Source organism: Flavobacterium enshiense (assembly GCF_022836875.1).
Lineage (GTDB): Bacteria > Bacteroidota > Bacteroidia > Flavobacteriales > Flavobacteriaceae > Flavobacterium > Flavobacterium enshiense_A.
Genome location: NZ_CP090376.1, coordinates 760,257 through 781,711, shown reverse-complemented (window position 1 = coordinate 781,711; position 21,455 = coordinate 760,257). Strand labels below are relative to the sequence as shown.

Sequence of the window (21,455 nt, the reverse complement as noted above, 5' to 3'; positions counted from 1 at the left end):
ATAAGCAATCCTACGGTTTATTTGGGAAGAATATTTACGTCAACCATTCTTTGACGAGGATTTTCACAAAGTGAAACCCTTTGGGAGCATAACCCTGATTGTAGTAGAAACGATGGGCCTTAAAATTTGTTGTGAAAGCATCTAAAACGATGTTGGTACAGCCTAAACCCAACGCTTTTTGTTCGACAAAATCCAACAGCATTTTACCGATGCCTTGAGAGCGGTGCGCTTCATCTACCACAAAATTGTCTATTTCCAGGTATTTCCCGCTCCAAAGTTTTGTCGAAAACCAGCAGCCGGTAATTCCGATACATTTATCATTATCAAAAACAGCAATCTGGGTATACTTATGCGGAATCATCTCCTTTAGAAACGATTCGTATTTCTGAAGCGTCATTTTAGGGTATAATTGACAAATCAGCTCTAATTGCGACGTCATTTCTTCCAACGTGGTAAGTTCTTTGATTTCCACTTTTTCGTATTTGAATTTTCGAATAAATGTAAACAAAAAAAGAGCCAACAAATGTTGACTCTCTTACTTTATTTAAAAATTGGCTTAGTTTTTCAAAGCTTCAGCTCCACCAACGATCTCTAAGATTTCGTTTGTAATGGCAGCCTGACGGGCTTTGTTGTAAGTCAATTTCAATTGATTTCTCAATTCGGTTGCGTTATCGGTTGCTTTGTGCATTGCCGTCATACGCGCTCCGTGCTCTGCTGCGAATGAATCTCTCACCGCCTTGTACAACTGTGTTTTTAATGATTTTGGGATCAATGTCAACACAATTTCTTCTTTTGTCGGCTCGAAAATATAATCCGAAGTAACTACCTGCTTAGTTTCTACAGGCGCCAATGGCAAGAATTGCTCGGTTACAACAATTTGAGTAGCGGCGTTTTTAAACTGGTTGTACACCACTTCAATTTTATCGTATTCACCTGTCACAAATAATTGTGTAAGTGTTTCAGCGATGTGTGCTGCGTTGTCAAATGTTAGATCATCAAAAATGGCACTTTGGTTAGCCACAATTGTGTTCGTTTTAACCAAAGCATCATTTGCTTTCTTACCGATGGCAAAAATACCTACCTCTTTTCCGGCATAAGTCGTTTCAGACAGATTTTTAACCTGCTTAAGTACGTTAGCATTGAAAGCACCACACAAACCTCTGTTTGATGTAACCACTACCAACAATACTTTTTTAACCTCTCTCTGCTCTGTGTATTGTCCGGCGAAATCACCTTCCAAAGAAGCACTAAGATTTTGGATTAACTCGGTTAATTTTTCGGCATAAGGGCGCATCGCTGTAATTGCATCCTGTGCTTTTTTCAACTTTGCTGCAGATACCATCTTCATCGCCGATGTAATCTGCATCGTAGATGAAACGGAAGTAATCCTGTTACGTATTTCCTTTAAGTTTGCCATTCTTCTTTTAGTAATTAGTTACCAGTAATTAGTAGCTGGCTTTTTACCAACTACTAATCACTAATCACTTTTTATTAATATTTTGCAGAAATCTCTTTTGCTGCTTTCTCTAAAACATCAGTGATGTTATCGTCGAATTTACCAGCTTTTAAAGCGTCAAGTATATCTCTGTGTTTTGCATTTAAGTACTCTAAGAAATCTTTTTCGAATTCTTTTACTTTGTTTACAGGAACGGTTCTCAATAAGTTTTTAGTTCCAGCATAGATAATCGCAACCTGATCTTCAACAGTAAACGGAGTGTTTACAGATTGTTTCAAGATTTCTACGTTACGTCTACCTTTTTCGATTACGTTCAAAGTAACAGCATCCAAGTCAGAACCGAATTTCGCGAAAGCTTCTAATTCACGGAACTGCGCTTGGTCTAATTTCAATGTACCCGATACTTTTTTCATCGATTTGATCTGCGCGTTACCTCCTACACGAGATACGGAGATACCTACGTTAATCGCTGGACGAACCCCTGAGTTGAACAAGTCAGACTCCAAGAAGATCTGTCCGTCAGTAATCGAAATTACGTTTGTTGGGATATAAGCAGAAACGTCACCCGCTTGCGTTTCGATGATTGGTAACGCTGTTAACGATCCACCACCTTTAACGATTGGTCTTAACGATTCCGGTAAGTCATTCATGTTTTTAGCAATGCTGTCATCAGCAATTACTTTACAAGCTCTTTCTAATAAACGAGAGTGTAGGTAGAATACGTCTCCAGGATAAGCCTCACGTCCCGGTGGTCTTCTTAACAACAAAGACACCTCACGGTAAGCAACCGCCTGTTTAGATAGATCATCATAGATGATCAAAGCAGGACGACCTGAATCACGGAAATACTCACCAATTGCAGCACCCGCCATTGGAGCGTATACCTGCATTGGAGCAGGGTCAGAAGCGTTAGCTGCAACGATAACTGTATAAGCCATTGCACCTTTTTCTTCTAATGTTTTTGCGATACCAGCTACTGTAGAAGCTTTTTGTCCTATAGCAACATATATACAGAATACTGGTTTACCAGCATCATAAAATTCTTTTTGGTTCAAAATGGTATCGATACATACTGTAGTTTTACCAGTTTGACGGTCACCGATAACCAACTCACGCTGTCCACGACCAACTGGGATCATCGCATCGATAGATTTGATACCTGTTTGTAGCGGCTCGTTTACCGGCTGACGGAAGATAACTCCAGGAGCTTTTCTTTCCAATGGCATTTCGTAAAGGTCACCACCGATTGGTCCTTTACCGTCGATAGGGAAACCTAATGTATCCACAACACGACCTACCATTTGCTCACCAACTTTTAAAGAAGCGATACGCTGAGTTCTTTTCACAGTTGAACCTTCTTTGATTCCTGTAGATGGTCCTAACAATACAACCCCTACGTTATCTTCCTCAAGATTCAATACAATAGCTTCCAACCCGTTATCGAATTGTACTAACTCACCGTATTGTGCATTAGACAAACCGTAAACACGAGCGATACCGTCTCCTACCTGAAGAACTGTTCCCACTTCCTCTAAAGTAGCACCTGATTCAAAACCAGATAATTGTTTCTTTAATATTGCTGAAATTTCAGCAGCTTTAATTTCTGCCATTCTGTTTATAATTTAACACCTTTCGGTATGGTAAATACTAATTTAAAAGTTCTCTTTTTAATGTTTGTAAACTGTTTGCTATAGAAGCATTGTACTGTTTGTCGCCAAGTCTCAAGATAAACCCGCCGATGATTGACTCATCTACAATGTTAACGATAGTAACGGATTTAGTTGAAAATTCCTTAACTTTTGCCAATACTTTTGCTTCCAATTCCGGAGTGATAGGAAAAGCAGTTGTTACTTTTGCCACTTCCACACCGCTTAACTCGTCAAACAACAGATTGTACTGAGAAGCTACCGCCGGTAAAATCTCGAATCTTTTGTTTTCCAATAACAATCGGAACAAACTTTTTGTTTCGTTTTGAACAGAAGCAAATACTTCTGATAAAGCCGACACTTTTACGTCACCCTTCACAGTCGGGTTTGATAAAAATTCTTTCAACTCTTTGCTTTCCGCTACAGCCGCAACGATAGACTTCATGTCGTCGTTAACGTTTGCCGCTTTTCCATTAGAGTTCGCAATATCTAAAATTGCTTTTGCATATCTAATCGCTGCTCTTGACATATACGATTAATTTAATTTTACTTCTTCTAACATTCTCTCAACCAATGCAGTTTGAGAAGATTTATCAGAAAGTTCACCTTTTAATAATTTTTCAGCGATTTGAACAGAAAGACCAGAAACCTGATTTTTCAATTCAGCCAAAGCTGCGTTTTTCTCGCTTTCGATAGTCGCTTTTGCCTGCTCGATCATTTTCGCTCCTTGTACTTGAGCTTCAGATTTCGCATCAGCAATCATTTTTTCTTTGATTTCACGTGCTTCTTTAAGCATAGTATCTCTTTCAGCACGAGCTTCGTCTAATAATCTTTGATTATCAGCTTTAAGATTCATCATCTCTTTCTTAGCTGTTTCAGCTGAAGCGATAGCATCTCTGATACCATCTTCTCTAGCCGAAATTGACGCCATAATTGGTTTCCATGCAAATTTCACCATAAGGAAAATCAACACCAATAAGATAATTGCTTGCCAAAAGAATAAACCGAATGAAAAATCGTTAATTAACTTCTCCATTGTAGACTATATTATGATTTAATTTTTTTACTTTTTTTAAAAACAACACCTGTAACCAACCGTTACAGGTATTGTCTGTTTTCTCTTTATTATTTTCCTAAGATCAAAGCAGCAAAGCTTAAACCTTCTAATAAAGCTGCGATGATGATCATCGCTGTTTGGATTTTTCCAGCAGCTTCTGGCTGACGAGCAATAGCGTCCATAGCAGATCCACCGATTCTACCTAAACCTAAACCAGCACCGATTACTACTAAACCTGCACCTACTAACGTTGGAATAGTTCCCATAAGTATATATATATAAAATTAAACTTCTAAATTAAACAATTGAATTATCTGTGAAATCATGTCCATCGTGGTGTTCGTGCTCATCATGATGATGATCCTGTACAGCCATACCAATGAACAACGAAGACATCATGGTAAAGATGAAGGCCTGCAAGAATGCTACCAACAACTCAATTAAAGAGATGAACAACGTTAAGCCAAAAGAGATTGGCAAATCAGCAGCCAGATTCTTACCTACGAAAATCATCGCAATTAAACTCATGATTACTACGTGACCAGCAGTAATGTTTGCGAACAAACGGATTAATAATGCGAAAGGTTTCGTTAATGTTCCCAAAATTTCAATTGGCGCTAAAATAATTTTCATCGGCACCGGCACTCCTGGCATCCAGAAGATGTGTCCCCAATAATCTTTATTTGCACTAAATTGTGTAATGAAATAAGTAAAAATTGCCAAACAAACTGTCACTGCAATATTACCAGTTACGTTAATTCCAAGAGGAGTCATCCCTAAAAGGTTCAACAACCAGATCAGGAAGAATACCGTTAACAGATACCCCATGAACTTTCTGTATTTTTTCTCACCGATGTTTGGAATCGCTATCTCATCTCTGATGAAAATAATAAGTGGCTCCAAAACTCTTCCGAAACCTGTTGGAACCGGACCTTTTTTATATGATTTCGCTAAGCTTGTAAACATGAATAGCAACATTGCAGAAACCACTAACAACGACAATACGTTTTTAGTTATTGAAAAATCAAGCGGTTTTGCATTCGTTGGGTGGTGGTGCTCATCAAGATTGATAGTCCCGGCAGCATCCGTTTTGTAGATTTTACCATGGAACAATTTATAATAGTTACCGTCTACTTCAGCAACAGCTTCACCATGGTGTAATTTTGAAGATGAAAAAACTTTTAATCCGCCATCCAATAAAATAACCGGCAAAGAAAATCCGTAATGTGCCGCTTCTTTCTCATCTGAGAAGAAAACGAAATCGTGAGAATCCTGAAGGTGGTGATCGATAAAAGCATCCACTTTCGTTCTTTTCTCCTCCTCTGGAGTTAGCGCTTTTTCTTCATGCCCTACTTCAGCATGAGCTGTTGGCGCAGTTGCTTGTACTTCGTGAGCAGTCTCAGTTTTTACTTGAGTAGAATCTGTTGTTGGATTTGCCATTGCAACAGAAGAAATCAATCCTACAAAAGCTGCTAACATAAATCTTACAGGTTGTTTTGAAATCACCATACCTTATTAAATATCTTAATTCTTAGGTCTTTAAATTTGGCGCAAAGGTACATTTAAAATTAATACCCCAAGAGTATTAAATGCTTTTTTTTGATGCATTTATGAATTTTAACCCTTTTTATCGTCCTCATTTAAAAATCTTGAAGTCAAAACAACTTCTATTGCTAAAAACAAAATGAAAATTACAAAAAAATTGATTTTTTCAAAATGTGCGCTTTGTGTGTCCGTATTCAGGACCGGTTGAATTAAGACATAGCACAATGCCATTTTAACCGAAGTCGTAACCAAAAAAACATTCCCAACCTGAACCGAACTTCTTTGTTTTGTTATTATTCCAATCAAAAGGATTACTACCGAAGCAGCCGTAAAAAGACAATACAGCAACGGTAAGGGATAATGGAATGATTCATAAATTTCAGCAGAAACCAAAGATTTAACAATCACTATATTGAATCCTGCTAGGATGGGCGCAATAATAAGTAAGGCAAAGACAGTCCTGAATTTTTTCCAATTCATTTATTTTGAGTTATTTAAGTCATTCACTTGTCGGATTACATTATACAGCGCGATAAAAACACCAACAAGCGTTAAGATTTTTACATACAAATCGTTCTCGTTGGGATATTTTTCATCAAGCCATGTACCCAGCCAGGCGAATGCAAAAATAATAATTCCCATTTGAAATGGAATGTTAATTAATGCCATCCACTTATTATAAGGTCTTTTTTTTTGGGGATCTTCCATGATTACTGATTTTTTAGGGCATTTCGCATTACACACGAAGCACTGAAGTCGGCACCGGGTTCCACCGAAAGTTTTCCGACTATCGCTTCCCCTTTAATGACAGCCTTAGAACGGATGTTCAACATTTCAGTAACATCAATTTTTCCGTCAAACTTTCCTTCTATATCTGCCGTTCTGCAAATAACATCCCCGGTAACACTCCCGGACGGACCAATAACCAAACGTCCCGCCGAGGAAAAGTTCCCCTTCAGATGTCCGTCCAGACGAAAATCAGCCTGGGAAACGATATTTCCTTCAATGGTTGTCCCTTCAACTATTCTATTGGTTTTACCCAATAAATCCGTATATGATTTTTGCGGTTTGTCGAACATACTATTTAATTGTTGCCAAATATTCTGAAAGGTTCTTCTTGATTTGAACTACCTTATAATCTTCATTCGAAATTACAAAAGCAGGTTCCTTCACCTTGTATCCTTTGAAGTCTCTTAATACTGATACAGTCGATTCAGCTCCATCTTTGCTTGCAAAACCATGAATCACAATAAAACTCTTATCCTTCAGATAAACATCGTTTGACATTACGATTTTCGTACTATTTCTATCCTTAATAAATGCAGCCAATTTATCGGTTAAGGCTTTAACTTTTGCATCGCCGGCATTCGGATACGGAATTTCGTATACGATTTTCCAGCTAACCGGCGTTCCTTTACCTAATTGCATCTGTTCCAGTTTCGGAATGTCGTTTTTCACCAAAGCATCAGCCTCTTTGCCTTCTTCGATGGTCGGATAATTTTTGGCTATACTTATTAATTCATTTTTATACTGATCAAGGCCTTCCAATCGGGCAATGATACGCGCACGCAACAATTCAAATTTTGCTGCCATCGAATCTCCTGCAAAATTCTGAATCATCCGATCCGCTTCGATCAACGCCTCCTGATAAAGTCCCTGCTCATATTTCTTAAACAAGTTGCCATATGCAACTTCTGGGGTATCGGTAATTTGACCAACCGCTGAATTGGATAAAATCTGTGCATAATGACTGCTTGGATAATTCGCAATAATGTCGTTTTTCATCGCTTCCGCCTTAGACGGATTGATGATTTCATATATTTTATACAGATTATATTTTGCGGGCAATACCAACCGTTCTTCCGGATTCTTCGTTAAAAGCGTTTCCAGTCTTGAAGCGGCCAATTCGTATTCTTTGAACTTCTCCTTATAAATATTGCCCAACTGGAAATAGGCAAAATTTCGGTCTTTAACCAAACTGTCCAATACTTTCTGATCACTTGGCAGCTGACTGGTATAAAAATCGACCGAATATTGCGGTTTTTCGACTTTAATTACAGGAATTTCATCCGCTTTAGCCACCTCTTGGGCAAGTGTATCGTTTTCTTCATTAACATCAGTCGATTCTTCAGCTGAAGCCCAACGCCAATTATCCTTTAAAGTTCGGTTACCCCATTTTTTTCGGAATTCACCTTTTCCAAAAGCTACCGTATTTGGATTATAGAAATAAAAACTAGACTGGTTCCCCATCGCAACAGGAGGTTGGCCGGTTGGCGGCTGCATGGTTGGCGGCTGCATCGGCATTGGTTCGCTGGACACCGGAAGCTTTTTACCTCCTTTTAATCCCTCTTGATTATCGCCACCCTGAATCATGCTTTGAGGGTTTACCTGATTTTGTCTTTGTCCTTCTTCCGCTCTTTTAGCGGCTTCTAATGCTTTCTTCTCGTCTTCGATCTTTAGTTTAGAAATGTAGGCTTCGTAGAAATTTCTTCTCTCATTTTCGCTCATGGCAACGACTTTAAGAATACTGTCGTTATTAGTAATGATATCTTCGTACTTTATTACATCGGCAAGATTTTCTCTTTTCTTCTTAACACTGTAATGCTCTCTTGATCTCTCGTCCAGACGAAGCAATGTACTGTCATAATACTGACCGGCCATTCTGTATTTTGCTTCCTCAAAATAAATTGCAGCCAGATTGCGGTAATTGGAAGCCACCAGGTAATTATCCTGAGATACGGAGCGTAACGAATTATTATAATGTTTTTTGGCTTCTCGGTTTTTTCCCAACTTGTCATAAAACATTCCTTTTTGATGATTGATCACGTCAAGATAAGGTCTGTTCTCTCTGTCTTTAAGCAAATCATCATACTTTTCAGAAAAAGCAAGCGTGTCTCCGCTTTTGTAATCAAACTGTTGCGCTTGTTTGGCATGCGCCCATATTACGTAACGTCGTGGTGATTTACGCTTCATATCGATTACTTCCTGAAAAGCAGCATAGGCACTGTCGGGATAATTCAGGCTCTCATACAATTGTCCCAGAATAAAATTATAACGGGCTCTTTCTTCTTTATGTTTAGTCAGGTCGCGGGCAATTTTTAGTTTGGCTATTGCGGTGTCCTTAACGTTGGTGTTCATGTAAGCCTGCGCCAGAATAGCATTAGCATCGGCATGCAGCTGATCTTGCAGTTTGCTACCCTTAAGAAGTAATTTTAAGTTCTTGATGGCCTGAGCATCATTTTCGAGACGGATGTTGGTTTTTTCCCTCCAGATTTTAGCTTCGTAAATCTTATCGCTATTGGAATACTTATACAATATATAGTTGAAGGCATCCAGCGCCGGAATAAAACGATTGTCATAATAACGCGCTTTTCCTAAAAGCAAATGCGCCTCGTCCATCTGCGGATTCTTTTCGCTTCCGTCAATATACATGGAATGTTTCTGGATGGCTTTTGTTGCCTTCTCCTCCGCTCTTATAAAGTTGGGATTTTTACTTTCACCCGGAAGTATTGCCTCGGTCTTTTCCTGCATACGTTCTACCGGAAGAATGTCCCAAAAATTATCCTTGTAGGTTGCTTTCACATCCTCCACTCCCTTATCAAAGGCTAAATACCCATTGTATAAAATATTATCTTTGGCGGAAAGAGCATGGGAATTTCGGCTGAGCCATGTATTCTTTTTTGTAGAGCACGCTATCAGCAATGCCAAAAATGAAACCGCAAACAGATATTTTAACTTTTTGTCTTTCAAGGTGAAACGTTTTATTCCTTTAACTTTTAAACTCTTTTTTTAGTATAACTAAGGGTAAAAATACGTTTCTTTTTAATATGTGGGAAATTTGCGGATAAAAATCGGCTCAACGGAAAAAAAAATCCCCTGAATTTTCAGAGGATTAGAAATTATACTGCAAAAAAGGCTTCCAGTTCTTTGAGTGTTTCCGGAGAGGTCTGGATGTCTCCAACTATTTTTCCTTTCTCTAGCGTTACAATTCTATCTGAAACTTCTACCGTATGCTGCAAATCGTGACTGGAAACTAAAATGGTAACGTCAGGCATGGCAGCCAGTTCCTTGATAATTTTCTTTAAACGAATTTGTGTGGTCGGGTCAAGATTAGCAAAAGGTTCATCCAGAATAATCACTTCCGGATTCCCGATCAATGTGGCGATGATACCCACTTTTTTCATATTCCCTTTCGAAAGATCTCGCAGGTATTTTTTCTTTTTCAGAATTTCACCATTGAAAAAATCCTCATGTTTTTCAAGCAAAGCATCCACGTCAGCTTTATTTTGTCCGCGCAATTCACCTATAAAATAAAAATACTCTTCCGGGGTCAGATAACCGATAAGAAAACTTTCGTCTAAAAAAGCGGCCGTGAACGGTTTCCATGCTTCACTTGTATTGATCTGAATGCCGTTACTGGTAATTTTTCCGCTTGATGGCTGAATCAAATCCAACAACAAACTGAAGAAAGTGGTTTTTCCGGCACCGTTGTTCCCGACCAAACCAAAACTCTCACCTTTTTTAATTTCCAGATTTTCGATATTCAATACGGTAATTCCATTATACGTTTTTGATAAATTGGTTGCTTGTATCATTGATTTGTTTTTTTAGAAATTAGTCATTTTGAGTATAAGCCGCAATCGTTTTGTATTTTTCCTTTTTGTAGACATTTTCGATGATTCGGAACATTTTGTTGCGAAAAGCAAATCCGATGATGCCCGCTAATGCCACAAAAAGCAATCCGATTTCAAAACCGAAAAAGGCCTTTCCAACTGCGTACAATGCCATTGGCAGAAGTAATTTCGGGATGGAAATCAGGAGTGTCCTCACATTGAATCCCTGCCGGTTACCAAAAGCACCTTTAGCTGAAGCCAAATCAATTGGTGTTTTTACATATGCCCCTCCTAAAAGTACCAAATGCGCATTTACGCCAATGTTATAGATCGCTCCTACCACAATCAGTAAATAAGTTTGCCAACCGAAATACAGATAAAAAGAAGCCAAAAGGGTTGAAATGACCGTAGCAATCACAATCAGACACCATTTTGAATTCAGATAGTCCTTATATTGAACGTTTTGGCTCATCATTAACGGATAGTAAGAGCTGTCCCAACTCGGCACAAATTGTCCGAAGGTAAAAAGGAAACCTCCCGAAACAAAAATACCCGCAAAAACCTGCATCATCGGATTTTGATACGCTTCAATACCACCGCTGTAAAACAACAATCCGTAGAAAATAAAAATAACACTCATAAAAACCGTGGTTCGGGATCGTTTGTTTCTTTTTAAAAGTTTAATGTCATTTTTAAGGAACGTCCCCAAAGTCCCAAACTGATTCAGCCAGATTAACTCTTCGGTTTTCGCGATATCTTCTTTTACGGAAAGTCCCTGGTCGAGATACAGATTTTTTCGGAAGAAAATAAAGGTGACGACATACACTCCTGAAAAAAGGATCAATGGTAAGATCATCATCCATTTCGTTTCATAAATCCCATTGAAAAACTGAGCAGTATATTGTGTAACATCGAAAACACTGTAAAACTGTAAGATTCCCAAGCCTGCAAAAAAGACAAGAGCCGCATAAAAAACACTGTCTTTTTTATCAATCAGGATATTTATGAAATTATTCAGCATAACCATCGTAAACATGGTCACCAACCAGGACACCACACCTAAAAAATCAAACCCTTCCCTCAAAAGAACAATAGAAAAAGGGATGAAAAAGAAACCATGAATGAGGTTAAAAAACGACAACATTGTTTTTCCCAAAGCAAAATTCACGATGCTTTTCCTCTTGATATTGATGTATAAAAGCGGTTTAATATTCATGACAGGCGTTTTCTGCATAAAGAACCGGATGACCAAATCAAAAAAGAAATAATAAATCAGGTATTTATTGACGGTTTCCAATGGAGGCAAACCATAATCCTGCAGCAAATAATAGGAAGCCGCACCAAGAATCAGAAAGCAACTTCCGAAATAGACAGCCCCTAAAATCATTACAATTTTAAGAACGAGATTGGTGGAAAGGGAAGCAGATCGCAAAAACGATTTCCATTCCAGTGTGATAAAATGTTTGAACATACTCTATTACTTATCTATTGTAAGAAGTTAGTTGCAAAAAAACAAAAATGTTACACTCTTATGTTAATTTATATTCCGGATAAGTGGCAATGAGATACTCTTCGGATTTTTTGGGAATTTTTACAAGCATGATATATTCCAAAAGCGCCATCAACACAATCATTATGCTAAAAAACCAAATTGCATAATCGCTTTCGAAATGCCTTGGGACTTTATTAAAAACACACATTACAACATAAATGTATCCCACAAAAGAACCATTACTGAAGATAACCTTTTCGAAAAGCCATTTTTTACCGGAAGCTCTTGTTTTTCTCCGGTTTTTGTACTGCAGGTAAACCATTCCTGCGAAGAATGTCAGCAGCATTGCGATAAAAGAGGTTATGATCAGTTCTTCCAAAAAAGAAATCTTTTCCAAAAATAATTTTAGAAGCACTATCGCGACCAAGCTCCCGATAATTTTCGGAAGTTTAAAGAAATCCTTAAAGTGTTGCCAGACCAATTGATCGTATTTTTTGGTCAGTGTCTCCTGTCTTTGTTCCACAACACTCGTGAATCCAAATATGCCAAACTTCTTGAATTCAATTTGCAACGCTTCCTCAAAAGACAGGTTGGGATTCTGTTCCCATTGCGTTTCAATCCCATTGGCTAAATGATCAACCAGTTCGGTCTGCAAATCGTAATATTCCACGTAATGCTGACGGGTGAATTGGTAAAGTCGTTCTATTTGTTCTGAAGTAAGTTTCATCTTTAATAACTTAATTTAGGATTTACTAATGCCTGCATGTTCCGGATAAATTCTTCCAGTTCCGATAATCGATTAACGGTTTCCGTTTGGCCGCTTTCGGTAAGCTTATAATATTTGCGAAGCCTGTTGTCAACTTTTTCCACCTCGACCTCCAAAAAGCCTTCTGCTTCCAACTTATGAAGTGCCGGATAAAGAGCCCCTTCCGTTATTCTGAGTTCTCCTTTGGTTATTTCCTTCACTTTCTGTGTAATCTCATACCCATACATGCGCCCTTTTTCTTCCAGAAGCTTCATGATTATGGTATTCAGGCTGCCTTTATACAACTGCGAATTTTTCATGCAAAATTATTTTCACCAAAAATACCTAAATTTCTTATACATAAATAACTTTGGTATTAATTTCTGATTTTTATCATATTTAAAAAAATTAGAATAGTTATTTTTGCTACTTAAACAAACTATACCATGTCGACATTTTATAAACTAGTGATAAAAGAAGTTTACCGAGAAACGCCAAGTGCGGTCTCTGTTTCCTTCAATGTTCCTGAAGAATTAAAATCAAACTATACCTTTATAGCAGGGCAGTACGTTACTTTAAAATTAACGCTAGACGGAACTGAAATACGAAGAGCTTATTCTTTGTGTTCTTCTCCGAACAGTGGCGATTTACGTGTTACCGTTAAAGAGGTTGCCGACGGTGTTTTTTCATCATTTGCTAACAACCGTCTAAAACAAGGCGACGTAATCGAAGTGGGTTCGCCGGAAGGGAAATTCACCTTTGAACCTAAAGCCGATGCCCAGAAAAATTATGCTGCTTTTGCGGCAGGAAGCGGTATTACTCCGATCATGTCCATCATAAAATCGGTACTGGAAAATGAACCAAAAAGTACGTTTGTGCTGACTTACGGTAATAAAAATCCGGAACAAACTATTTTTTACGATCAGCTTCACGATTTGCAGTTAAAATATGTGGGTCGTCTTTTCGTTCAGTTTGTATACACTAAAGTCAATGTTGAAGATGCTTTGTTTGGGAGGGTTGATAAGTCAGTGGTGAATTTTGTACTGAATAACAAACATGCCGAAAAGGAGTTTTCGAAATTTTATTTGTGTGGTCCCGAAGACATGATTGCCAATGTGAGCAATACCCTGAAGGAAAACAATGTACCCGAGAAAAACATCAAATTTGAATTATTCTCCACTTCAACTACCGAAACCAAAATTGAGAATACGTTAGGAGGGCACACCAAGATTACCATAATGGTCGATGACGAGGAAACCACCTTCGAAATGGCGCAGAAGCAAACCCTTTTGGAAGCAGCATTAAAACAAGGAATTGATGCACCGTACTCTTGTCAGGGCGGAATCTGCAGCAGTTGTTTAGCAAGAATAACAAAAGGTGCGGCAGAAATGAAGAAAAACTCTATTCTGACCGATGCGGAAATCGAAGAAGGATTGATTTTAACCTGTCAGGCCCATCCGACCACCGATGAAATTTATATCGATTTTGACGATGTATAAAATAGAAAACAAAAGGGGCTTTATCTAAAGCTCCTTTTTTATTTTGGCTAAAACCGTTTCCGGTGATATACTCCTCATAGCATCTTCGTAGCCTTCCACTTTTTTGTTTCCGTAAACGGATGTTGGCAGGAGCGGGTATTTTTCCCTGTCGGAAGTAAGACAGAAATCATCTGGCTGATTAAAGGGTTTGAATCCTGAATAAGGATGCGTGGCACCCCAAAGCGTAATCACTTTTACGCCCAGCATGGCAGCAATGTGTGCATTTCCTGAATCCATTGAAAGCATTAAATCCAAATTGGAAATCACTTCCAATTCTTGTTTGAATTTCAGTTTTCCCGCCAGAACAGTTACGTTAGAATGATTGCCCTTCAATTTCGTTAACAGTTGAATTTCCTTCTCTCCTCCCCCGAACAACAGTACGTTCAGGTTGGCTTCTTTGGCCAATCCGTCAATTAGCTGCTGCATTAAATCGACGGGATAGACTTTGCTTTCATATTGGGCAAAAGGAGCGATTCCCACCCATTTTTTATCTCTATTTCCGATAACCGAAACGATTTCATCAGACAAAACGGATTTTGGCGGAAACTGCGGATGCGACAAATCAATCTTAAAACCCAATTGTTCAAACGTATCAGCATGGCGTTCGACCATCGGCTTGACCGGGGAAAAAATTTTGTCTTTGAAGCGGGTCAGTGCTTTTTTATCGGCGCGGCCTTTATCAGTCGCCGCAACTTTTTTTCCGCTCAGCATAAAAAGGTTGCGAACTACTTTAGAACGCAGTACGTTATGCAGATCGGCTACGGCGTCAACCTTCAATTCACGTAAATCGGAATACAACCGCAGCAAACCCGGAAGTCCTTTGTGGCGTTTATTCAAATCGACGGCAAAGAAACTGACATTCGGAATTCCGTCAAAAAAAGGCTTGAAAAAAGGTCTGGAAACCACGGTCACTGTAATCTCAGGGTGTTGCAAAACTAAGGCTCTCAACACAGGAACCGTCATTGCGACATCACCCATGGCTGAGAGCCTTATTACAGCAATATGTTGTTTTTTAGACATCCGTTACGATGACTATTTTTTATTCTGATACAATACCGGATTCAATTCCTCGTCGTTGTACATTTTCATTTGCTTGTACACTTTCATGTACTTGTCGCCTTTTTCGATATCCTCGATCAACTGGCTGATAGATGTAAACATGTCGTTTTTCTGATCCAAAAGCACATTCAGTTTCTCCTGGCATTTAGCACGGTGCTCCTCAGTAGCTTCTGCACGAGTCGCCTCTTCGTTCATGTGGTAAATTTTCAAAGCCAGAATCGACAAACGATCGATAGCCCAAGCCGGACTTTCTGTATTAATTCTTGCCTCCGGTTTTACCTGAACGTCTTTGTATTTCTGAAGAAAATAACTGTCGATGTATTCCACCATATCGGTACGAACCTGATTGGACGCATCAATTTTGCGTTTTAAATCCAATGCGGCTACCGGATCGATATTCGGGTCACGAACGATATCTTCGTAATGCCACTGAACGGTATCCACCCAGTTTTTAGCGTACAATAAATGCTCTAACGAGCCTTTTTCATAAGGATTTAATGTTGGTTGATACACATCGTCAATGACATGATAATCCTTGATACTTTGTTCAAAAATAGGAAATGCAAATTCAGCAAACATAGCTCTTAATTTTATTTACAAATATAGTTTTTATACTTTTACTCTTTACCTTAGAACTCCAACTTTAAACAAAATTTATGCACATCCATTATATTTCCGAAAAAAACAGTATTCTGAACCATTTTTTAACGCAGCTTCGTGACGTTACCATTCAGAAAGACAGCATGCGTTTTCGAAAAAACATCGAGCGCATTGGAGAAATAATGGCCTATGAACTTAGCAAGACCCTTGAATATAAAGATGTTGCCGTTCAGACGCCGCTGGGCATAAAACACACTACAACCATTGCCGAACCTGTGGTCTTGTGCTCTATTTTGAGAGCAGGCTTGGCTTTGCACCAAGGGTTTATGAACTTTTTTGACGATGCCGAAAACGGTTTTGTATCGGCGTACCGCCATCATTACGACAATGACGATAAGTTTGAAATACTTGTGGAATATAAGGCAGCACCATCATTTGACGGAAAGAACCTGATTTTAGTCGACCCGATGTTAGCCACAGGACAATCACTGGTTGCGGTTTTGAAGAAACTTCATCTGGAACAAAATCCTAAAGAAGTTCACATTGCAGTGGTTATTGCTGCTCCCGAAGGAATTGCGTATTTAAAAGAAAACCTTCCTTCCAACTGCCATTTGTGGGTGGCCGCTTTGGATGAAAAACTGGACGAACACAACTACATCGTTCCCGGATTGGGCGATGCAGGAGATCTAGCTTACGGAAATAAATTATAACTGCCCGAAGAAGATAATCAGGGCAATCAATAATAAGCCGATCACAATGGTTTCCTTAAGCCATTGCTTATCCAATCCTTCCAGAAAGTTAGCCCCTAATACCGATAACGGAAAAAAGGTATACATCAAAAAGCTATTGTTTTTACTGGCCGACAAAACATAAATAGCAACCCCAAAGAGAAAACCGAAAATAATTTTCTTATAAGAAGCCTGCATGTTTAACGGCCGGTTTTGCAATACTAAAACCTGAGTGGAAAAGAACAGCACCGCTATCGAAGAAAAAATAGCCAGTGCAATATTCTGAAACACATTTTCAAAATAGGTAAAATCGAAACTGACTTGCGCTTTTTCCATCACGATAGCCAATAGACCATGATCGAAAATAAGCACTGCCATGGCAAACAACACTAATACGGTAAAAAAGGCAATAAATGGCACTAGCCAGTTACGATAATCACCGGATACGTGAAAGACAATGGAAATGAATACGAGGATCAGGAACAATATGCACCAAAAGTGAAATAACGCGGCAACAAAAATCCAAAACGACGCGTCAAAAATCTTTTCTTTCGGAGTAATCAGCGATTGCATAGAAACCAATCGGCGCAAAGCCAGCAACAGGAAAAAATTGGACAAAATAACATTGGTATTGACCAAAGTTGTCGGGAAAAAAATCAGAAAAATAACAAATATAAAAGCCGCAAAACTATTGTCTTTGCTCAATCCGTTTCGTTTAGTGATAAACCTTACCAGGAATAAAGACCCAGTAAGAATAAGCAGCAACCCTGATTTCAGGATAATCGTATGGTAGTGTTCCGTCCATGAAAAATCCTTGGTTAGGTACAAAAAGTAAAAGCCAATCAGCAATAAACTGATTAAAACGTAATTAATTGGCCGAGATTTATTAAAAAGGCTTGCTATCATGCAGATATTTTATATTTTTGTGACTGTAAAGATAACACTTGTATAAAAATGAGACTAACAAGACGTAAGAAGTTTTATTTTCTTTGCTTGTAAGTTCGAAATAAACTAAAACAAAAACACTATGAAAGCTTTTTTTGAAGGAATAGCCTATTTATTCGAAGAAATTCTTTTCGCACCTATGAACTGGATGGCTGAACTGGAATTATCTAACTGGTGGACCGCAAACATTATCAACTGGATTTTTCTCGTTATCTGTTGCGCAGCTACATGGTACTGGACAAAAGAACTAATGATCTTCAGGGCCAAAGGGGACGATGACCAAGACACTACAGCACACTCATTCTTAAAATAAGAATTCTAAAAAATCCCGATATCAATCGGGATTTTTTTTTGCCTTTTCCTAGGTAAAAAAATGCGCAATTTTAAAATACCGTCAAAAAAAGCGGTTTATCGATAAAAAGGATAATGTTGAAAGACTTAAGGCATTTCTGTATAATTTTATTAATAAGAAAAAACCAAAAGAGTCTACCATGATCATTTTAAACAACAAATTACTGAAAATTCTTTGTACCTTTTTATTGGTGGAAACCCTGTTTATAGGCAACATAACTGCTCAGACTAGTATAGACTCGGTCAGCAAATGCCCCATAGTTTCTGTTCCAGATCTTTTCAGAAAAAAAGATTCCACCACCATCCTCAAGCCGATCAAAAACAGTTTTTTAATTGTGATGCCGATCATCGGTTCCCAACCGGCAACGGGATTTATGTACGGCGCCGTGGCCCAATATACCTTTAAAGGCGACCAGCCAAAAGATAAATATTCTACTGTAAGCCTTAACGTGACCTATACCACGAAAAAACAATTAATGATAAACCTTAAGAATAACGTTTTGTTGAAAAACAATTCTATATTCCTGAGCGGTGATTGGCGTTATTACATTTTTACACAATCCAACTACGGATTGGGTACTGATATTATCCCGCCTAACAGTTCCGATGATGGATTCAATTTGGACGCTATTACTGAACCCATGGACTATGACTATTTTAAGTTTCACCAAACGATCTCCTGGGAATTTGAAAAAGATTATTACATCGGTGGAGGCGTTGCATTTGACATTTATACCAATATAGATGACAAGAACCTAAACATCGAAGGAGAACATTATACGGAGCACTATAATTACAGCCAGCGGCACGGCTTTGACCATAAGGAATATATAGTGAATGGCTTGAGTTTTAACATGGTCCACGACTCGCGAGACAATCAGATAAATCCGAACAATGGATGGTTTGCGAACTTTAATTATCGGTTCAATCCAAGTCTGAACGACAGACAGCAAAAAAGCCAGGTGCTTTTCGGCGAGTACCGCCATTTTATCCCGTTAAGCCATACTAACAAGCAACACGTACTGGGTTTTTGGACATATGGACAATTCCTGATACAAGGTGACCTGCCCTATCTTAATTTACCGGCTATCGGATGGGATCAGCGCAGCAGGGGCGGTAAAGGATATACCCAAGGTTTGTTCCGCGGTTTTGACCTCGTTTACTTTGAAACCGAATACCGTTTCCCAATTAGCTGTAACCAACTCATCAGTGGAACCGTATTCGCCAATTTCACAACCGCCAGCAATCATGATACTGACGTCAATCTGTTCCAATACATCCAGCCGGCTGGCGGTATCGGGCTTCGCATTTTGCTTGACAAACCTACAAGGACCAACCTGATTCTAAATTATGCATGGGGCCGTGATTCCAACGCATTTTACCTGAATGCCGGGGAAACATTTTAGGAGCCTAAAATGCTGATTTAAAATCAATTAAATTTAATTCTATAATTTGTCTGTCATGAAAATTATAATTACTGCACCTTGGACCAAAGGGATTGGCATTACAAAGACCCTCTTTTTCTTTTTAGTTTTGACATCTATCGCAACGGCACAGTCCACGGATACAATTCCGAAGACCAAAACAAAGCCGGAGCATCCAAATTTGGTAAAAATTAACGTCACCAATCGCATCTTCTATGATAATGCGCTTCAATTTTCATATGAACGGGTAATAAAAGAAAATCAAAGTATCGCGGTTTTCGGAGGATATCAGGAATTCAAAAATTTCAATTTGGACATTACAGGTGTCAATTTCTCGAAATCAAGTGATCGATCTGGATACTCTATGGGTGCTGAATATCGATTTTATTTGGGTGACCTAAATAAATACTCAGCACCACGAGGCGTTTACCTGGCTCCTTATGTATCATATTACAAGTTCAAAAATTCAAGGGATTATTCTTATACCGATGAAGCAAATGGTACCCAATCCGCAACCCTGGACACTAAAGTCCATTTTCTTAATTTCGGAGGTGAATTAGGCTATCAGTTTATAATCGCCAAACGATTTGTGGTCGATTGTATATTATTCGGACCCTCGTTTACTGCGTACAAATTCGAAGCAAAGGCAAGCGCTGATCTATCCGGATTAGATGACAACGAAATGTTGGATGAGGTAATTGATAAATTAAAAGACCGATTCCCTTTTTTGAATGATATTGCAGACGATGGCTCAGCTTCCGGCTCAGGGGTTAGCACATTCGAGAGCCTCGGATTCCGTTACTCCATAAGTATTGGCTATCGTTTTTGAAAATATCCGATTTCGTTCTCGAACCTTTCTTTAAGAGTCTTCAATATCCTGTCATAAAAAAAGAGCAGAAATGAATCTGCTCTTTTTTATATTATAAATGTACAAACATCGGCTTATAAGTCAAACCCAATATCTTTTCTGTAGTACATCCCGTCAAAATGGATTTTTTCGATGTTGGAATACGATTTTGCAATAGCATCCTTAAAGGTTTCACCATACGAAGTCACGGCTATAACACGTCCACCGTTACTTACGATCGTTCCGTCATTTAATGCGGTTCCTGCGTGAAATGCAATTGAACCATCTACTTTATCCAAACCTGAAATCACTTTGCCTTTCGTATAATCTTCAGGATAACCGCCCGAAACAACCATAATTGTAGTAGCACTTCTTGGGTCGATTTCAAAAGCTACCTGGTCTAAGGTTTCTGTCGCAATCGCCTTGAAAATTTCAACCAAATCCGATTTCAAACGTGGCATTACCACTTCTGTTTCGGGGTCACCCATACGGACATTGTACTCGATTACGAAAGGATCGTTTCCAACTTTGATCAGTCCGATAAACACGAAACCTTTGTACTCGATATTGTCTTTTTGAAGTCCATCGATTGTAGGTTTCACGATGCGTTCTTCAATCTTTTGCATGAATTCAGCATCAGCAAACGGAACCGGAGAAACAGCTCCCATTCCACCAGTATTCAAACCGGTATCACCTTCGCCAATTCGTTTATAATCTTTCGCTGTCGGCAATATTTTATAGCTCTTTCCATCAGTAAGCACGAAACAGCTCAATTCGATTCCATCCAAAAATTCTTCGATTACCACCTTGGAAGAAGCATCTCCAAATTTTGCATCCACCAACATATTACGTAATTCCTGTTGTGCTTCAGCTAAATCATTCAAAATCAAAACACCTTTACCAGCCGCCAATCCGTCTGCTTTTAAAACGTAAGGAGCATTTAAAGTCGTTAAAAATTCACAACCCGCTTCCACCGTATCTTTAGTAAAACTCTGGTAACGCGCTGTAGGAATGTTGTGTTTCACCAAAAATTCTTTAGCGAACTCCTTACTTCCTTCCAATTGTGCCCCGTGTTGTGAAGGGCCAATTACAGGGATGTTTTTTAAATCAGCGTCGTTTTTAAAGAAATCATACACACCATTTACCAAAGGATCTTCAGGGCCTACCACTACCATTCCGATGTTTTCGGAAAGTACCAGGTTTTTTACAGCTGCAAAATCATTTGGATTGATGGCAACATTAGTAGCAATTGAAGCAGTTCCGGCATTTCCCGGTGCTACGAAAAGTTTTGAGCAATGAGAACTCTGAAGCATTTTCCAAGCCAAAGCATGTTCTCTTCCGCCTGAACCTAACAATAAAATAGTCATGTTGTTGAGTTGTTGATTTGGATGCAAAAATAGTCCGTTTTG

The 21,455-nt window shown here is 38.8% G+C and carries 24 protein-coding genes; 5 read left to right on the top strand and 19 right to left on the bottom strand.

What is annotated here, in order from left to right:
- Positions 1-34: 34 nt before the first annotated feature.
- From LZF87_RS03510 to LZF87_RS03440, 15 genes are all read right to left on the bottom strand, one after another.
- Entirely contained in the window at positions 35-472 is a 438-nt protein-coding gene (locus LZF87_RS03510; RefSeq protein ID WP_244341852.1) for a GNAT family N-acetyltransferase, read from the bottom strand.
- Positions 473-556: 84 nt separating this feature from the next.
- Positions 557-1,417, bottom strand: a complete 861-nt coding sequence (gene atpG, locus LZF87_RS03505) for an ATP synthase F1 subunit gamma (protein WP_244341851.1) — start codon at positions 1,415-1,417, stop codon at positions 557-559.
- 74 nt (positions 1,418-1,491) lie between these two features.
- Positions 1,492-3,066 carry a F0F1 ATP synthase subunit alpha gene (gene atpA, locus LZF87_RS03500; RefSeq protein ID WP_244341850.1) on the bottom strand — a complete coding sequence of 525 codons (1,575 nt, stop codon included), beginning with the start codon at positions 3,064-3,066 and terminating at the stop codon, positions 1,492-1,494.
- 37 nt (positions 3,067-3,103) lie between these two features.
- Positions 3,104-3,631 (bottom strand): ATP synthase F1 subunit delta, encoded by a 528-nt coding sequence (gene atpH / locus LZF87_RS03495; RefSeq protein ID WP_244341849.1) that lies wholly within the window; start codon positions 3,629-3,631, stop codon positions 3,104-3,106.
- 6 nt (positions 3,632-3,637) lie between these two features.
- Positions 3,638-4,138: a F0F1 ATP synthase subunit B gene (locus LZF87_RS03490; protein ID WP_244341848.1), complete on the bottom strand. Its 501-nt coding sequence runs from the start codon at positions 4,136-4,138 to the stop codon at positions 3,638-3,640.
- A gap of 89 nt (positions 4,139-4,227) precedes the next feature.
- Entirely contained in the window at positions 4,228-4,425 is a 198-nt protein-coding gene (atpE, locus tag LZF87_RS03485) for an ATP synthase F0 subunit C (protein WP_023572684.1), read from the bottom strand.
- Between the two features lie 31 nt (positions 4,426-4,456).
- Positions 4,457-5,668: a F0F1 ATP synthase subunit A gene (gene atpB / locus LZF87_RS03480; RefSeq protein WP_244341847.1), complete on the bottom strand. Its 1,212-nt coding sequence runs from the start codon at positions 5,666-5,668 to the stop codon at positions 4,457-4,459.
- Between the two features lie 108 nt (positions 5,669-5,776).
- Positions 5,777-6,184, bottom strand: coding sequence for a hypothetical protein (locus tag LZF87_RS03475; protein ID WP_244341846.1), 408 nt, complete (start codon positions 6,182-6,184; stop codon positions 5,777-5,779).
- A complete protein-coding gene (locus LZF87_RS03470) occupies positions 6,185-6,412 on the bottom strand; it encodes an AtpZ/AtpI family protein (RefSeq protein WP_244341845.1) in 228 nt (75 codons plus the stop codon).
- A 2-nt stretch (positions 6,413-6,414) separates the two neighbouring features.
- Entirely contained in the window at positions 6,415-6,783 is a 369-nt protein-coding gene (locus tag LZF87_RS03465) for a bactofilin family protein (protein WP_244341844.1), read from the bottom strand.
- Between the two features lies 1 nt (position 6,784).
- Complete coding sequence (locus LZF87_RS03460) at positions 6,785-9,454, bottom strand: gliding motility protein (RefSeq protein ID WP_244341843.1); 2,670 nt, start codon at positions 9,452-9,454, stop codon at positions 6,785-6,787.
- 149 nt (positions 9,455-9,603) lie between these two features.
- Complete coding sequence (locus tag LZF87_RS03455) at positions 9,604-10,299, bottom strand: ABC transporter ATP-binding protein (protein WP_023572678.1); 696 nt, start codon at positions 10,297-10,299, stop codon at positions 9,604-9,606.
- Between the two features lie 19 nt (positions 10,300-10,318).
- Positions 10,319-11,788 (bottom strand): DUF5687 family protein, encoded by a 1,470-nt coding sequence (locus tag LZF87_RS03450; protein ID WP_244341842.1) that lies wholly within the window; start codon positions 11,786-11,788, stop codon positions 10,319-10,321.
- 58 nt (positions 11,789-11,846) lie between these two features.
- Entirely contained in the window at positions 11,847-12,536 is a 690-nt protein-coding gene (locus LZF87_RS03445; protein ID WP_244341841.1) for a hypothetical protein, read from the bottom strand.
- Between the two features lie 2 nt (positions 12,537-12,538).
- Positions 12,539-12,874: a PadR family transcriptional regulator gene (locus tag LZF87_RS03440; protein ID WP_244341840.1), complete on the bottom strand. Its 336-nt coding sequence runs from the start codon at positions 12,872-12,874 to the stop codon at positions 12,539-12,541.
- Between the two features lie 126 nt (positions 12,875-13,000).
- Between LZF87_RS03440 and LZF87_RS03435 the strand changes: the two genes are divergently transcribed.
- Complete coding sequence (locus LZF87_RS03435; protein ID WP_244341839.1) at positions 13,001-14,053, top strand: ferredoxin--NADP reductase; 1,053 nt, start codon at positions 13,001-13,003, stop codon at positions 14,051-14,053.
- Between the two features lie 24 nt (positions 14,054-14,077).
- Here LZF87_RS03435 and LZF87_RS03430 read toward each other — a convergent pair whose 3' ends face one another.
- Entirely contained in the window at positions 14,078-15,112 is a 1,035-nt protein-coding gene (locus LZF87_RS03430; protein ID WP_244341838.1) for a glycosyltransferase family 9 protein, read from the bottom strand.
- 12 nt (positions 15,113-15,124) lie between these two features.
- Entirely contained in the window at positions 15,125-15,730 is a 606-nt protein-coding gene (locus LZF87_RS03425; protein WP_244341837.1) for a DUF4254 domain-containing protein, read from the bottom strand.
- 77 nt (positions 15,731-15,807) lie between these two features.
- On the opposite strand from LZF87_RS03425, the gene upp reads away from it, so the two are divergent.
- Entirely contained in the window at positions 15,808-16,461 is a 654-nt protein-coding gene (upp, locus tag LZF87_RS03420) for a uracil phosphoribosyltransferase (protein WP_244341836.1), read from the top strand.
- Here upp and LZF87_RS03415 read toward each other — a convergent pair.
- Positions 16,456-17,385, bottom strand: a complete 930-nt coding sequence (locus LZF87_RS03415; protein ID WP_244341835.1) for a DUF6427 family protein — start codon at positions 17,383-17,385, stop codon at positions 16,456-16,458. The two genes, upp and LZF87_RS03415, sit on opposite strands and share 6 nt — an antisense overlap.
- A gap of 121 nt (positions 17,386-17,506) precedes the next feature.
- Between LZF87_RS03415 and LZF87_RS03410 the strand changes: the two genes are divergently transcribed.
- The 3 genes from LZF87_RS03410 to LZF87_RS03400 all read left to right on the top strand — a co-directional run bounded on the left by LZF87_RS03410 (position 17,507) and on the right by LZF87_RS03400 (position 20,028).
- A complete protein-coding gene (locus tag LZF87_RS03410; protein WP_244341834.1) occupies positions 17,507-17,737 on the top strand; it encodes a DUF6341 family protein in 231 nt (76 codons plus the stop codon).
- 178 nt (positions 17,738-17,915) lie between these two features.
- A complete protein-coding gene (locus LZF87_RS03405; RefSeq protein WP_244341833.1) occupies positions 17,916-19,181 on the top strand; it encodes a BamA/TamA family outer membrane protein in 1,266 nt (421 codons plus the stop codon).
- A gap of 55 nt (positions 19,182-19,236) precedes the next feature.
- A complete protein-coding gene (locus tag LZF87_RS03400; protein ID WP_244341832.1) occupies positions 19,237-20,028 on the top strand; it encodes an autotransporter domain-containing protein in 792 nt (263 codons plus the stop codon).
- Between the two features lie 113 nt (positions 20,029-20,141).
- Here LZF87_RS03400 and purD read toward each other — a convergent pair whose 3' ends face one another.
- The gene (gene purD, locus LZF87_RS03395) at positions 20,142-21,413 is read right to left on the bottom strand and encodes a phosphoribosylamine--glycine ligase (RefSeq protein ID WP_244343698.1); all 1,272 of its coding nucleotides are present in this window, start codon (positions 21,411-21,413) and stop codon (positions 20,142-20,144) included.
- Between the last annotated feature and the right edge of the window lie 42 nt (positions 21,414-21,455).